The organism is Streptomyces sp. NPDC026417 (genome assembly GCF_055567695.1).
Window position 1 is genome coordinate 57,448 of the sequence record NZ_JBVHPY010000010.1, and the last position, 14,370, is coordinate 71,817.

A 14,370-nucleotide genomic window follows, 5' to 3' on the forward strand; every position below is an offset into this window, starting at 1 on the left:
GCCGGTAAGGGACCGCCCAGGTGAGCCCGGTCCCCCCGCCGGCAAGGCGCAGGTACCGTTCACCACCATGCGCACCATCCTGATCACCGGCCAGGGCGGCACCGGCCGCACCACCGTCGCCGCGGCCACCGCGCTGAAGGCGGCCCGCGAGGGCGCCCGCACCCTGGTCCTGAGCGCCGACCGCACCGACACCCTCGGCGCCGTCCTCGACGTCCGCACCGGCGCGGAGCCCCGGGAGGCCGCGCCCCGCCTCACCACCTGGCGCCCCGACGCGACGGCACGCTTCCGCGAGGACCTCACCGCCTTCCAGGAACGCGCCACCAGCGCCCTGGACCTGCTCGGCGCCACCCGCCTCGACGCCGAGGAGGTCACCCCCCTGCCCGGCGCCGAGGAGCTCGCCCTGCTCCGCGCCCTGCGCGACGCGGCGACCTCGGGACCGTACGACCTGCTGGTCGTGGACCTCCCGCCGACCCCGCAGGCGCTCGCCCTGCTCTCCCTCCCCGAGGAGCTGCGCCGCTACCTGCGGCGGCTGATCCCCGCGGAGCGCCAGGCGGCCCGGGCGCTGCGCCCGATGCTCGGCCGGCTGGCCGGTGTGCCGATGCCCGCGGAGTGGCTGTACGAGACGGCGGCCCGCTGGGACGTCGAGCTGGCCGCGGCGGAGGCGGTCGTCGCCGACCGCGCCACGACCGTACGTCTGGTCGCCGAGCCCGGCCCGGCCGGAGCCGACGCCGTGCGCACCGCTGCCACCGCCCTCGCCCTGCGCGGCCTGCGCGTCGACTCCCTGGTCGCCAACCGGGTGCTGCCCGACGACACGGAGGACCAGTGGCTCGCCGCGCTGGCGGCCCAGCAGTCCAAGGCGCTCGACGAGTGGCGCGGCACGTACGCCCTCCACGAGGTCCCGCATCTCGGGCGGGACCCGCGCGGCGGCGACGACCTCGCGGCACTCGGCGTCCCCGGTCCGGGTGAGTCCGGCGGGCCGGTCGAGTGGCCGGTCACCGACCACCTCGCCGACGACGGCGTGCTCGTCTGGCACATCCCGCTGCCCGGCGCGATACGGGAGGAACTGGACCTGGTCCGCCGCGGTGACGAACTCGTCGTCGCCGCCGGGCAGTTCCGCCGGATCGTGCCGCTGCCGTCCGTCCTGCGCCGGTGCACGGTCGCCGGCGCGGCCCTGCGCGAGGGCGAGCTGCGCGTCCGCTTCACCCCTGATCCCGGGCTGTGGCCGCAGGGCGGGTGACCGGATCCCGGGCCCTGCCGCGGGACCCGGCCCCGAAGACGGTGAACCGGTTACCCCCGTTCGGGTAACGTCGGAGGGACGAAACGTAGTCAGGAGTCCGCCATGAGCGAAGAGCGCCCCACGTCCGACGCCGCTCAGGAGAGGGCCGACGAGGTGCGAGCGGCCGATGCCGACGCCGACGCCTGGGCGAAGGCGTGCGCCGAGGATCTCGCGGCGGAGAAGGCGCGCCGCCGGGCCGAGCACGGCACCCCGCCCGGCTCCGCCGCCGAGGAACTGCGCAAGCTCGTCGACGCCGTCGCCGACAAGCTGTCCGGACTGCAGTCGCCCCTGTTCGGCGCCGTCGCCTCGGGCACGGCCCAGCAGATGGTCAGCCAGGTCGTGCAGCAGGCCAAGGCGGCGGTGGAACCCGTCATCGAGCGCAACCCGGACGTCTTCGACCACCTGGCCACCGCCGGCTCCGAGCTGCTCGCCGCCTACCGCTCGGCCGTCGCCGCCCAGGAGCGCCGCTGGACGGCCCGGGACGCGCGCCCCCGCGACGAGGGCACCGGTCCCGGGGAACACATCGACCTGGACTGAGAGCCCCTCGGGTACGGTTGGCCGTAGCGGGGCTCGACCGAAACTGAGGGATTCATGGGACTCACCATCGGCGTCGACATCGGCGGCACGAAGATCGCGGCCGGCGTGGTCGACGAGGAAGGCAACATCCTCTCGACCTTCAAGGTGCCGACCCCCACCACACCGCAGGCGATCGTGGACGCCATCGCCGCGGCCGTGGAGGGTGCCCGCGCGGGGCACGACATCGTGGGCGTGGGCATCGGTGCCGCCGGTTACGTCAACCGTCAGCGCTCGACCGTGTACTTCGCGCCGAACATCGACTGGCGGCAGGAGCCGCTCAAGGACGAGGTCGAGGCCCGCGTCGGCCTGCCGGTCGTCGTCGAGAACGACGCGAACGCGGCCGCCTGGGGGGAGTACAAGTTCGGTGCAGGCAAGGGGCACCGCAACGTCATCTGCATCACCCTCGGCACCGGCCTCGGCGGCGGCATCATCATCGGCAACAAGCTGCGCCGCGGGCACTTCGGCGTGGCAGCCGAGTTCGGCCACATCCGGATGGTGCCGGACGGTCTGCTGTGCGGCTGCGGCAGCCAGGGCTGCTGGGAGCAGTACGCGTCCGGGCGCGCCCTCGTCCGGTACGCCAAGCAGCGGGCCAACGCCACCCCCGAGAACGCGGAGACCCTGCTCGCGCTGGGCGACGGCACCCCCGACGGCATCGAGGGCAAGCACATCTCGATGGCCGCGCGGCAGGGCGACCCGGTGGCGGTGGACTCCTACCGCGAGCTGGCCCGCTGGGCGGGCGCCGGGCTGGCCGACCTGGCCTCCCTCTTCGACCCCTCCGCCTTCATCGTCGGCGGCGGTCTCTCGGACGAGGGTGAGCTGGTCCTCGACCCCATCCGCAAGTCGTACAAGCGGTGGCTGGTCGGCGGCAACTGGCGTCCGGTCGCCGACGTCATCGCCGCGCAGCTGGGCAACAAGGCCGGTCTGGTCGGTGCGGCCGACCTGGCCCGGGAGCCCGACCCCGTCATGTGACGTCCCCCGCCTTCACGGCAGCGCCCGCCGCACCCCGGAAGGGGCACGGCGGGCGCTGCCGTGTCCGGGCCGGTACGGAGCCGACCGAGCCGCCACTGCCGTGTCCGGACCGGTACGGACGCCGACCGAGCCGCCGCACCCACGCCCGACCGAGCCGCCACGCCGGCGAGCGGCCGGGCGCGGCTTGCCGCGACGGTGACGGCGACGGGTCCGCCGTACCCACGAGCGGGTGGGCGTCGAGCCGGCCACGACGGGTCCGGCGCACCGCGAGTGGCCGGAGCGGCGCCTCGGCCGGCGTACCGACGGCGCCCCGGACGTCGCGCCGGGGGCGCCCGGTCCGGTGCACCGGCGGTGGTCGTCCCCGCGGTCGCCGGACCGGGCGGGTCGGTGGCGGACGGCCGGTGTCGTCGCCGCACCGGGCCGGGCCCCGCTGTCGTATCTTGATCGGCATGTCTGCGAGCACGCCGAGCGCGACCCGTCCCCTGCCCAACTCCCGCACCGAAGCAGACGGTTCGGCCGTCGTCCGGGTGCTCAGCTACAACATCCGCTCGATGCGCGACGACACCGACGCGCTCGCGCGGGTGATCGGCGCCTGCGCACCCGACCTGGTCCTCGTCCAGGAGGCGCCGCGCTTCTTCCGCTGGCGCAAGAAGCTGGCCCGGCTCGCCGCGTCCTCCGGGCTGGTGGTCCTGTCGGGCGGGGCCCCCGCCGCCGGTCCGGCCGTCCTGTGCAGCCTGCGTGCGACGGTCGAGCGCACCGAGGACGTCCTCCTCCCGCTCACGCCGGGCCTGCACCGGCGGGGCTTCGCGACCGCGGTGGTCCGCTTCGGCGGTGCCCGTCTCGGTGTCCTGAGCTGCCATCTCTCGCTGCAGAAGGACGAGCGGTACGACCAGGCGGGTCTGCTCCTCGACCGCCTCGCGGACCTGGGCACCCCGCACGCCGTGGCGGGCGGCGACCTCAACGAACGTCCCGGTGGCCGGGCCTTCCAGCGTCTGGGCAAGGACCTGAGGGACTGCTGGGCGGCCGCACCCTGGGGCGCCGAGCACACCTCGACCCCCGCCGACCCCCACCAGCGCATCGACGCGATCTTCGCCACCCCCGGTGTCGAGATCCTGGGCTGCGGGGTGCCGCTCGGCCATCCGGGGGTGACGGAGCAGGATCTGCGGGCGGCCACGGACCACCTCCCGGTCCTCGCGGCCCTGCGGATCCCGGCCGCCTAGGGGGTGTCGGCCCCGGAGGCCTCGGCCCCCGGGGTCCGGGTGTGCGCAGGGCCCGTCCGATGCGTCCGGACGGGCCCTGGAGGTCACGCGGGATCAGACGACCGCGCCCCGGCCGGGGTCGTCCTCGTCCTCGTCGTCGCCCCGCATGCGCATCACCAGCGTCGCGAAACCGCCGAGGAAGCCGCCGATGCCGAGGGTGGCGAGCCACCAGGTCATGTCCCAGCCGAGCAGCACGGCGAGGAGGAGCAGGACGGGTCCGCCGAGGACGGCCAGCCAGGCGAACTTGGCCGTGGTGTCGGCCGCGGGCAGCGGGGGCGGCTCCGGCGGGACGAAGTGGCCCTCGTCGTCGTCGCCGAAGTCGTCCTCGGAGGCGTCCGGGGCCGTGTGGTCGCGCGGGCCGCCGGCGACGCCCGGGGCGAAGGCGATCGAGCTGCCGAGCGGCCTCGCCGAAGCGGGCGGATCGGCCGCGCGGCGGCCCGGGTCCTCGGTGTCCGCGTCGTTCGTCTCCGGTTCGAGCAGGGCCAGGTCCTCCACGGACTTGAACGGCTTCGAGCCGGGCGGGTCCGGCGGCTCGTCACCGTACCCGGCGACGATCGCCGCCCATGCGGCCGCCTCGTCGAAGGGCACGCTCTGCTCGTCCCCGAGCGGCGGGTCCTTCTCGTCGGGCTCGCCGCGGTCCGCGTCGTACTCAGCCACCGGTGGCCGTCCCTTCCTGCTGACTCACCCGACCCGCTTCCGACTCCTTGCCGACGGCGGGCGCGAGCCGGCCGATGAACGCGTGGCTCTCCTCGAAGATCCGGTCCGCGTCATGGTCCAACGTCGCGACGTGGTAGCTCTGTTCCAGCAGGATCTCGGTCACGTCCGTGGACGACACCCGGCTGAGGATGCGCGCCGAGTCCGCGGGCGGCACGACGTGGTCCTGAGGGCTGTGCAGCAGCAGCATCGGCTGCGTGACCTGCGGCAGCTCCGCATCGACCACCCGGAAGAAGTTCCGCAGGGAGTGGGCGGCGTGCAGCGGCACCTTGTCGTAGCCGACCTCGATGCCGCCCTCCTTGGCGATGTCGCTGGTGAGCCCCTTCGTGGTGCGCACGAGGTGCCGCAGCACCGGAAGGGCGTACGCGGAGAGTCCGTGCACCTTGTTCGCCGGGTTGACGACGACGATGCCACTGATGTCGTCCCCGTGCCGGGCGGCCAGCCGCAGGGTCAGGGCGCCGCCCATGGAGAGACCGCAGACGAACACCTGCGAGCACCGCTCCCGCAGGGCGCGCAGCTCCCGGTCCACCTCCGCGTACCAGTCCTGCCAGCCGGTGAGCTGCATGTCCTCCCAGCGCGTGCCGTGCCCGGGGAGCAACGGCAGCGCGACCGTCAGGCCGCGCTCGGCCAGGAACTCCGCCCAGGGGCGCAGCGACTGGGGGGAACCGGTGAAGCCGTGGCAGAGGAGGACGCCGATCTCTCCGCCTTCATGGCGGTACGGCTCGGCTCCGGGAAGGACCGGCACCTTCGGTCTCCTTGTTCATGAGGGGGCGGAACGGTCATGGGGCGGGCGCGCAGGACGACGGCACGACGAGTGGGGCGGAACGGCGCCCGAGGGTTCGGGGCGTACTTCACCGTACGCGACCGCACTGACACCGACCAGGGTCGTCGGAGCCTTTGGCAGTGCTCCGGGTTAAGGTCTCACCGACGACACAGGAGGCACTCGGTTGATCTACGGCGCAATGAAGTTTTCCATCGGAGGGCCACTGAAGCTCGCCTTCAGGCCCTGGGTGGAAGGCCTCGAGAACATCCCCGCCGAGGGCCCCGCCATCCTGGCGAGCAATCACCTGTCGTTCTCGGACTCCTTCTTCCTGCCCGCGGTCCTGGACCGCAAGGTGACCTTCATCGCGAAGGCCGAGTACTTCACGACACCCGGCATCAAGGGCCGGATGACCGCGGCCTTCTTCAAGGGCGTGGGCCAGCTCCCGGTGGACCGCTCCGGCGGGCGCGGCGCGGGGGAGGCGGCCATCAAGAGCGGGGTCGACGTCATCGAGCGCGGTGAGCTGTTCGGGATCTATCCCGAGGGCACCCGCTCGCCCGACGGGCGGCTGTACCGGGGCAAGCCCGGCGGCCTCGCGCGCGTGGCGCTCGCCACCGGCGCCCCCGTCATCCCCGTCGCCATGATCGACACGGAGAAGATCCAGCCGCCCGGCCAGGTGATGCCCAAGCTGATGCGGCCCGGCATCCGGATCGGCAAGCCGCTCGACTTCGGCCGGTACAGCGGCATGGAGCACGACAGGTTCGTGCTGCGCGCGGTGACCGACGAGGTCATGTACGAGATCATGAAGCTCTCCGGCCAGGAGTACGTCGACATGTACGCGACGGCCGCCAAGCGGCAGATCGCGGAGGCGGCGAAGGCCGGCAAGGACGCCGAGAAGGCGGCCAGGGCCGCGCACGCGCAGGCCGAGAAGGAACGGGCCCAGGCCGCGAAGGACCGGGCGCAGCAGGACCAGGACCGGAAGGAACGGGCGGAGCGGGAACGGTCCGGCTCGTAGCCGCGTCCGTCAGGGGTGGGGCTGGGTGGGGTGGGGGACATGGCCAGGCGCGAGAGAGTCATGAGGATGTCGGTCGAGCAGCCGCTGTGGCGTGCGCTGACCGCGTACCGCGTCCTCACCCTGTTCTACGCGATCGGACTCTTCGCCACCGCCTACGACAGGTTCCCCCGTCCCTGGGTCGCGATCGCCTACTACGTGGTGCTGTCCGTGTGGACCTTCGCGACGCTGCCCCGGGTCGCGGGCGCCGCCGCCTGCACCAAGCCCTTCCTGGCCGCCGACCTCACCATCGCGCTGGCCGGCGTCCTGCTCACCCGCGTCGCCGACGACGTCACCCGGATCGAGGCCGGCGGCCCGACCCTGCCGTCGATATGGACCGCGGGTGCCGTCCTCGCCTTCGCGATCAAGGGCGGCTGGCGCTGGGCGGCCTTCGCCTCCACGCTCGTCGCGGTCGTCAACATCGCCGAGCGCGGTGCCCCGACCCGCGACACCGTCCACAACGTGATCCTCGTCTGGGTCGCCTCCATCGCCATCGGCTACGTCGTCGAGGTGGCCCGCGCCTCCGAGCGCACGCTGGCCCGCGCCCTGGAGATCGAGGCCGCGACCCGCGAGCGCGAGCGGCTGGCCCGCGACATCCACGACGGCGTCCTCCAGGTCCTCGCCATGGTGCAGCGGCGCGGTGCGGTGATCGGCGGTGAGGCGGCCGAGCTGGGCCGGATGGCGGGCGAGCAGGAGGTGGCCCTGCGCTCCCTGGTCTCCGGCGGTCTCGTGCCGGTCTCCCGCGTCTCGGAGGACGCCGCCCTCGGGGCGGTCGTCCGCGCGGTCGACGAGCCGGACGACGACGCGGACGGCGACCCCGTCGACCTGCGCCCGCTGCTCGCCCGCTACGCCCGCGCCCACGTCACGCTCTCCGAGCCCGGTGCGCCCGTGCAGCTGGCGCCGGCCGCCGCCCGCGAGCTGGCCGGCGCCGTCGGGGCCGCCCTGGACAACGTCCGCCGGCACGTGGGCGAGAGCGCCCGCGCCTGGATCCTGGTCGAGGACGAGCCGGACGCGGTGATCGTGACCGTGCGCGACGAGGGCCCCGGCATCCCGGAGGGGCGGCTCGCCCAGGCCGAGGGGGAGGGGCGCCTCGGTGTCGCGCTGTCGATCCGCGGGCGGCTCCGCGACATCGGCGGGACGGCCGAGCTGATCTCGGTCCCGGGGCAGGGCACGGAGGTCGAGCTGAAGGTGCCGAAGGCGGCAGCGGAACAGGCCCGGGCACGATGACCCGGAGGGCGGGCCGGCGGCGGTGACGGGGCGACGGGGACGACCGCGGCGGCCCGACGAGGGCGGGACCGGCAGACACACGACGACGAGAACGACGGGGCAGTGATGACGGAGACGACGCAGACGGCGGAGGCGGCACAGCAGGTGGGCAAGGACCCGATCAAGGTGATGGTGGTCGACGACCACCCCATGTGGCGCGACGCCGTCGCCCGCGACCTCGCCGAGGCCGGCTTCGACGTGGTCGCCACCGCCGGCGACGGCGAACAGGCCGTGCGCCGGGCCCGGGCCGCCTCGCCCGAGGTGCTCGTCCTGGACCTGAACCTGCCCGCCAAGCCCGGCGTGCAGGTCTGCAAGGAACTGGTCGGCGCCGATCCCGCGCTGCGCGTCCTGGTCCTGTCGGCCAGTGGTGAGCACGCCGACGTGCTGGAGGCGGTCAAGTCCGGCGCCACGGGTTACCTGCTGAAGTCCGCCTCCACCGAGGAACTGATCGACGCCGTACGGCGTACCGCGGTCGGCGACCCTGTGTTCACCCCGGGCCTCGCGGGTCTGGTCCTCGGCGAGTACCGCCGGCTCGCCTCCGAGCCGGCCCCCGCGGCGGGCGCCGACGAGCCCAAGGCCCCCCAGCTCACCGACCGGGAGACCGAGGTCCTGCGCCTGGTCGCCAAGGGCCTGAGCTACAAGCAGATCGCCGAGCGCCTGGTCATCTCGCACCGCACGGTGCAGAACCACGTGCAGAACACCCTGGGCAAGCTGCAGCTGCACAACCGCGTGGAGCTGGTGCGCTACGCGATAGAGCGCGGCCTCGACGACGCCTGACGCGCCGTCGCGTAAACCGCCCGCTGCCCACCAACGAGTGAAGGCGAGTGATCAACTCCCGGACATTGCACCGGAATTGACCTTACGCCCCATGCCGAAGTGACCTGGATCACTATTAGCGTGAGTGCCCTCAGGCAACCGTGGCGAAGGGACTTTTCCATGCGGGTCGGAGTACTGACCGGAGGCGGCGACTGCCCCGGGCTCAACGCCGTCATCCGGGCCATCGTCCGCAAGGGCGTGCAGGAGTACGGCTACGACTTCGTCGGCTTCCGGGACGGCTGGCGAGGCCCCCTGGAGAACGACAGCGTACGGCTCGACATCCCGGCCGTGCGGGGCATCCTGCCCCGCGGCGGCACCATCCTCGGCTCCTCGCGCACCAACCCCCTCAAGCAGGAGGACGGTATCCGCCGGATCAAGGACAACCTGGTGAAGCAGGAGGTCGAGGCGCTCGTCGCCATCGGCGGCGAGGACACCCTGGGGGTCGCCGCGCGGCTCAACGACGAGTACGGCATCAGCGTCATCGGCGTCCCGAAGACCATCGACAACGACCTCTCGGCCACCGACTACACCTTCGGCTTCGACACCGCGGTCGGTATCGCCACCGAGGCCATCGACCGGCTGCACACCACCGCCGAGTCGCACATGCGGGTCCTGGTCTGCGAGGTGATGGGGCGGCACGCGGGCTGGATCGCCCTGCACTCGGGCCTCGCGGGTGGCGCCAACGTGATCCTGATCCCCGAGCAGCGCTTCGACGTGGAACAGGTCTGCGCCTGGGTGACCTCGCGCTTCAAGGCCTCGTACGCCCCGATCGTGGTCGTCGCGGAGGGAGCCATGCCGAAGGACGGCGACATGGTCCTCAAGGACGGCACGCTCGACTCCTTCGGGCACGTCCGGCTCTCCGGCGTCGGCGAATGGCTGGCCAAGGAGATCGAACGGCGTACCGGCAAGGAGGCCAGGACCACGGTCCTCGGGCACATCCAGCGCGGCGGCACCCCGAGCGCCTTCGACCGCTGGCTCGCCACCCGGTTCGGACTGCACGCCATCGAGGCGGTCCGCGACGGCGACTTCGGCAAAATGGTCGCCCTGCGGGGCACGGACATCGTCCGCGTGCCGATCGCGGAGGCCACGGCCAGGCTGAAGACCGTCGATCCGAAGCTGTACGAGGAGGTCGGCGTCTTCTTCGGCTGACCGGGCCGGAGTCGGGGCGCGGGGGCCCGGCGCCCCCGCGGACCCCGGCTGCCGACCGGCGCCCCGGTGGTTGCCGCCCTATATTCGGCGGTAACCACCTCAGCCCGGGAGGAATCCGTGGAGATCCTGGCCTTCGGCGTCCAGTCCGACGAGAAGCCGCTGATCGAGAGGGCCTTCGACGGGTACTACGACGTCCGCTGCCTCGACGTCTTCCTGAACGCGGACACCGCCCCCATCGCGACCGGCCACGAGATCATCTCCACCAGCGTCAACGCCGAACTCGACCGCCGCGTGCTGGAGACCCTGGCGGCCGGCGGCACCCGGATGATCGCCCAGCGCTCCACCGGGTTCAACAACATCGACCTCAAGGTCGCCGAGCACCTCGGCATGACGGTCGCCCGGGTCTCGTACTACTCCCCGTACTCGGTCGCAGAGTTCGCCTGGACCCTCGGCATGGCGGTCAACCGCCGTGTCGTGCGCGCCGGGAACCGCACCCGCGACTTCGACTTCCGGCTCGACGGCCTGATGGGCCGCGACCTGCACGGCCGCACCGCGGGCATCCTCGGCACCGGCAAGATCGGTGAGGCGTTCACCCGGATCGCCCACGGCTTCGGCATGCGGCTGCTCGGCTGGGACGTCGCCGAGAACCCCGCCTGCATGCAACTGGGCATGAAGTACGTCCCCAAGGAGCAGCTCCTCGCCGAGGCCGACCTGGTCACCCTGCACCTGCCGCTGATGCCGGAGACCCAGCACCTCATCGACGCGACCGCGCTCCGCTCGATGAAGGACGACGCCATCCTGGTGAACACCAGCCGCGGCGGCCTGGTCGACACCCGCGCCCTCGTCACCGAACTGCGCGAGGGCCGCTTCACGGGCGTCGGCCTCGACGTGTACGAGGCCGAGGCGGGCCTGTTCTTCGTCGACCGGTCCCTGGAGGCCGTGGAGGACGACACCCTGGCCCGCCTCGTCACCTTCCCGAACGTCCTGGTCACCTCCCACCAGGCGTACTACACCGCGGAAGCCGTCTCCCAGATCGTCGACACCACCGTGCGCAACGTCCTCGACTACGAGGCGGGCCGCCGCTCGGAGAACGTGCTGGTGCCGGCGGTCGCGCGCAGCTGAGCCGTCAGCTCCCGCACGACGTCCGTCCCGCGCAGCGTCAGCACCGACTCCGGATGGAACTGCACCCCCGCGAACCCCGGCCCGCGCAGCGCGTGCACCTCCCCGGTCCCGCCGCGGCTGACCTCGACGTCGTGGGCGAGCAGCTCGGCCCGCGCCGCCTCGTCGCAGCGGGCCACGAAGCTGTTGTAGAAGCCCACGGTCTCGGTGCGCCCGAAGAGGTCGATGTCCGTCTGCGCGCCCTGGCAGGGGACGTCCTTGCGCACGATGTCCAGGCCCAGTTCGGCGGCGATCAGCTCGTGCCCGAGGCAGACGCCCAGCACCCCGTGCCGGTGCCCGCGGATCACCTCGGCGGTCAGCGAGCGCAGGAACCGCATCTTGGGGTCGGCCGTGTCCGAGGGGTCGCCGGGCCCAGGGCCGAGGACCACCACTCCCGTGTGCGCGTGGACGGCCTCCCGCAGCCCGGGCTCGTCGTACCGGCGCACCGTCACCTCCAGCCCGGAGGACCGCAGCAGGTGCGCGAGCATCGCCGTGAAGGTGTCCTCGCCGTCCACGACCAGCGCGTGCCCGGTCGGTTCGGGAGCCCGCTCCTGCATCCGCAGCCAGAACGGCGCCAGCGCCGCCCGCCGCCCGTCGAGCGCCGCCCGCACCCGCGGATCGTCGGCCAGCCGCGGCCGTACGTCCTCCGTCCCGGGCCTGCCGGGACGCACGCCCAGCGCGGCCAGCACCCCCGCGGCCTTCGCGTGCGTCTCGGCGACCTCGCCCGCCGGGTCCGAGCCGCGGACCAGCGTGGCGCCCACCGGCACCCGCAGCCGTCCGTCCGCGTCGATGTCGGCGGTCCGGATCAGGATGGGGGAGTCCAGGGTCTGCGCACCGCCAGCGTCCCGCGCGACGAGGGCCAGCGCTCCGGCGTAGTAGCCCCGACCGCCCACCTCGTGCCGCTCGATCACCCGGCACGCGTTCTGCACCGGTGACCCGGTGACGGTGGCCGCGAACATCGTCTCCCGCAGCACCTCGCGGACGTCCAGCGAGGACCGCCCCCGCAACTCGTACTCGGTGTGGGCGAGATGGGCCATCTCCTTCAGCCGCGGCCCGATCACCACGCCGCCCCGGTCGCCGACGGTGCACATCATCTTCAGTTCCTCGTCGACGACCATCGAGAGCTCCTCGATCTCCTTGCCGTCGGCCAGGAAGTCCAGCAGGTCCTCGGGCGTCGGCCCCTCGGCCGGATAGCGGTAGGTCCCGCTGATCGGGTTCATGACCACCGTGCCGCCGGACATCCGGACGTGCACCTCCGGGCTCGCCCCGACCAGCGTCCGCTCCCCGGTGTGCACGACGTACGTCCAGTAGGCGCCCCGCTCGCCGACGAGCAGCCGGCGGAAGAGGGCGAGAGCGTCGGCCCTGCCGAACCCCGGGATCGAGCCCTCGTAGGTACGCCGGACGACGAAGTTCGCGCCCTCGCCCCGGCCGATCTCCTCGTCCAGCACCCGGCCGACGATCCCGGCGTACTCCTCGTCGTCGACGTCGAAGGCGCCGCCCTCGACCCGCACGTCGTGCGCCGGGAGCTGCGAGAGCGCCTCGCCGAGCGGGATCCGGTGCGTCTCCTCGGCGGTCAGCACCGCCAGCGGGGTGCCGTCGTCCCGCACGTCGAAACCGCGCTCCCGGATCTGCCGGAAGGGCACCAGGGCCAGCGACGGGCTCTCGCCCACGGGGATGTCGGCGAGGCGGTCCACCTCCCGCACCGGTCCGAGCAGCAGCTCCACGGTGTCGTGGTCGTGGCCGGGGGTGCGACGGCGCAGCAGCGCGAACGGACGGGCATCGTCCAGCAGGTCGGGCAGGTTCATCGGTCCTGTTCCTTCTCTCGGGAGGGCGGAGAGCTCCGCGGAGAGGAACGGCCGGGCCGGAAAACACCGAAGGCCGCCCCTCGGGCGGCCTTCGCGACGTCTGGTGTACGCGCAGTCAGTGGGCCGCCGGATGAGCGGTCCACCACCAGGTGCGGGTCGAATGCGCGAACATGCGCCGCACCCTACCCGACGGCCGGGGCCCGGCAACAGCGTGAAACGGGGCGGCAAGAGGTTCGCGGGGCACTCCGTGCGGCCATTCATGGCCAGGAAGCCCGACCTAGGAGAGAGCCATCCAGTCAGCGCGTTCACCTCAGCTCCGCCGCGGCGGCGCCCGTGTCCTCACCGTGCTCGCCGCGGCCACGGCGCTCGCCGCCGGCCCCCTCGGCACCGCCCCGGCCGCCCCCGCGACGACCGACGAGACCGTAGAGATCGCCTACCGGGGCCATGTGTTCACCGTCCCCGCCTCCTGGCGGATCGTCGACCTGGAGAAGGACCCGGACGCCTGTGTCCGGTTCGACCGGCACGTCGTGTACCTCGGGACGCCGGGCGACCGGCAGAACTGCTCCGCGGACCCGGCGGGACGCACCGAGGCACTCCTCGTGCAGCCCGCCCGGAGCGCCCCGACGGAGGTCACCGAGAACCGCACGGCGGGCACGTACCGCGCCACCGCGGACCGGATCACCGTCACCGCCGCCTACGGCCGGGACCGCTCGCGGATCCGGGAGATCCTGCGCACCGCGGGCCTGCCCGTCGCCTCCGCCCGGTCCGAGACGCTCTCCGGCGCCCCCACCCCGCTTCCCGCCGACGCGACGTCCTTCCGGGGCAGGGGCTTCGACGCCTGCACCGCCCCGAGCACGTCGGCCATGGCCGCCTGGAAGGGCACCTCCGGCTACGGCGCCGTCGGTGTCTACATCGGCGGGATCAACCGCGCCTGCGCCCAGCCCAACCTCACCGCGGACTGGGTGCGGGCGCAGTACACCGCCGGCTGGCGGTTCTTCCCGCTGTACGTCGGCCGGCAGCCCTCGGCCGACGGCGGCAGCTGCGGCAGCGGCTGCGCGGCGATCACCGACCCGGCACCGCAGGGCACCGCGGCGGCCGACGACGCGGCCCGGCAGGCGGGGGCCCTCGGCTTCGGCCGCGGAACGGTGATCTACAACGACCTGGAGCACTACACCCGCGGCGCCGCGGTGACCAAGCGGGTGCTCACGTACCTGGAGGCCTACACCCTGCGCCTGCACGAGCTGGGCTACCGCTCGGGGGCGTACGGGAACGCCGCCTCCCTCGTCCCCGACCTCGTCGCGAACGCGGCCGGCACCACGCTCCCCGACGTGCTCCACTTCGCGCGCTGGAACGACTCCGCCACCACCTCCGACCCGGCGGTCCCCGCGGCGCTGTGGGCGGATCACCAGCGCATCCACCAGTACGCGGGCGACCGGTCCGAGACCCACGGCGGGGTGACGATCGGCATCGACCGCAACCAGCTCGACGTGGGGCCCTGACGAGGCGGTCCTCCCCGGGCGGGCCCCCTCCCTGCGGGCCCGCCCCGCCCCGCGACGCCGCTCCGGGTGCCG

Annotated in this window: 14 protein-coding genes; 10 read left to right on the plus strand and 4 right to left on the minus strand. The window is 73.4% G+C overall.

The window, feature by feature from the left end; genetic code table 11:
• Nucleotides 1–67: 67 nt before the first annotated feature.
• The 4 genes from ACZ4NT_RS17655 (at nt 68) to ACZ4NT_RS17670 (ending at nt 4,041) form a co-directional block, all read left to right on the plus strand.
• Nucleotides 68–1,237, plus strand: coding sequence for an ArsA family ATPase (locus ACZ4NT_RS17655; RefSeq protein WP_467726173.1), 1,170 nt, complete (start codon nt 68–70; stop codon nt 1,235–1,237).
• A 102-nt stretch (nt 1,238–1,339) separates the two neighbouring features.
• Nucleotides 1,340–1,813, plus strand: coding sequence for a DUF5304 domain-containing protein (locus ACZ4NT_RS17660; protein ID WP_121403480.1), 474 nt, complete (start codon nt 1,340–1,342; stop codon nt 1,811–1,813).
• Nucleotides 1,814–1,867: 54 nt separating this feature from the next.
• A complete protein-coding gene (locus ACZ4NT_RS17665; RefSeq protein ID WP_121403481.1) occupies nt 1,868–2,821 on the plus strand; it encodes an ROK family glucokinase in 954 nt (317 codons plus the stop codon).
• 449 nt (nt 2,822–3,270) lie between these two features.
• Nucleotides 3,271–4,041: an endonuclease/exonuclease/phosphatase family protein gene (locus ACZ4NT_RS17670; protein WP_467726176.1), complete on the plus strand. Its 771-nt coding sequence runs from the start codon at nt 3,271–3,273 to the stop codon at nt 4,039–4,041.
• Nucleotides 4,042–4,134: 93 nt separating this feature from the next.
• Here ACZ4NT_RS17670 and ACZ4NT_RS17675 read toward each other — a convergent pair whose 3' ends face one another.
• Both ACZ4NT_RS17675 and ACZ4NT_RS17680 read right to left on the minus strand, forming a co-directional pair.
• Complete coding sequence (locus ACZ4NT_RS17675; protein ID WP_121403483.1) at nt 4,135–4,737, minus strand: hypothetical protein; 603 nt, start codon at nt 4,735–4,737, stop codon at nt 4,135–4,137.
• Nucleotides 4,730–5,539, minus strand: a complete 810-nt coding sequence (locus tag ACZ4NT_RS17680; RefSeq protein WP_467726178.1) for an alpha/beta hydrolase — start codon at nt 5,537–5,539, stop codon at nt 4,730–4,732. The genes ACZ4NT_RS17675 and ACZ4NT_RS17680 overlap by 8 nt, the downstream gene beginning before the upstream one ends.
• Before the next feature lie 217 nt (nt 5,540–5,756).
• Here ACZ4NT_RS17680 and ACZ4NT_RS17685 point away from each other — a divergent pair, with 217 nt between their 5' ends.
• From ACZ4NT_RS17685 to ACZ4NT_RS17705, 5 genes are all read left to right on the plus strand, one after another.
• On the plus strand, nt 5,757–6,569 hold the full coding sequence (locus ACZ4NT_RS17685) for a lysophospholipid acyltransferase family protein (protein ID WP_121403485.1): 813 nt from the start codon (nt 5,757–5,759) through the stop codon (nt 6,567–6,569).
• Nucleotides 6,570–6,608: 39 nt separating this feature from the next.
• Nucleotides 6,609–7,832: a MacS family sensor histidine kinase gene (gene macS, locus ACZ4NT_RS17690; protein ID WP_467726181.1), complete on the plus strand. Its 1,224-nt coding sequence runs from the start codon at nt 6,609–6,611 to the stop codon at nt 7,830–7,832.
• A 168-nt stretch (nt 7,833–8,000) separates the two neighbouring features.
• On the plus strand, nt 8,001–8,648 hold the full coding sequence (locus ACZ4NT_RS17695) for a response regulator transcription factor (RefSeq protein ID WP_121404770.1): 648 nt from the start codon (nt 8,001–8,003) through the stop codon (nt 8,646–8,648).
• Between the two features lie 159 nt (nt 8,649–8,807).
• Nucleotides 8,808–9,836, plus strand: a complete 1,029-nt coding sequence (locus ACZ4NT_RS17700; RefSeq protein WP_121403487.1) for a 6-phosphofructokinase — start codon at nt 8,808–8,810, stop codon at nt 9,834–9,836.
• 117 nt (nt 9,837–9,953) lie between these two features.
• On the plus strand, nt 9,954–10,958 hold the full coding sequence (locus ACZ4NT_RS17705; RefSeq protein ID WP_121403488.1) for a 2-hydroxyacid dehydrogenase: 1,005 nt from the start codon (nt 9,954–9,956) through the stop codon (nt 10,956–10,958).
• On the opposite strand, the gene ACZ4NT_RS17710 is transcribed toward ACZ4NT_RS17705, so the two are convergent.
• Both ACZ4NT_RS17710 and ACZ4NT_RS17715 read right to left on the minus strand, forming a co-directional pair.
• A complete protein-coding gene (locus ACZ4NT_RS17710; RefSeq protein WP_467726183.1) occupies nt 10,901–12,799 on the minus strand; it encodes an anthranilate synthase family protein in 1,899 nt (632 codons plus the stop codon). The genes ACZ4NT_RS17705 and ACZ4NT_RS17710 overlap by 58 nt on opposite strands.
• Nucleotides 12,800–12,914: 115 nt before the next feature.
• Complete coding sequence (locus tag ACZ4NT_RS17715; protein WP_078493144.1) at nt 12,915–12,971, minus strand: trp operon leader peptide; 57 nt, start codon at nt 12,969–12,971, stop codon at nt 12,915–12,917.
• 172 nt (nt 12,972–13,143) lie between these two features.
• On the opposite strand from ACZ4NT_RS17715, the gene ACZ4NT_RS17720 reads away from it, so the two are divergent.
• Nucleotides 13,144–14,298: a glycoside hydrolase domain-containing protein gene (locus ACZ4NT_RS17720; protein ID WP_467726185.1), complete on the plus strand. Its 1,155-nt coding sequence runs from the start codon at nt 13,144–13,146 to the stop codon at nt 14,296–14,298.
• The last annotated feature ends 72 nt before the right edge of the window (nt 14,299–14,370 follow it).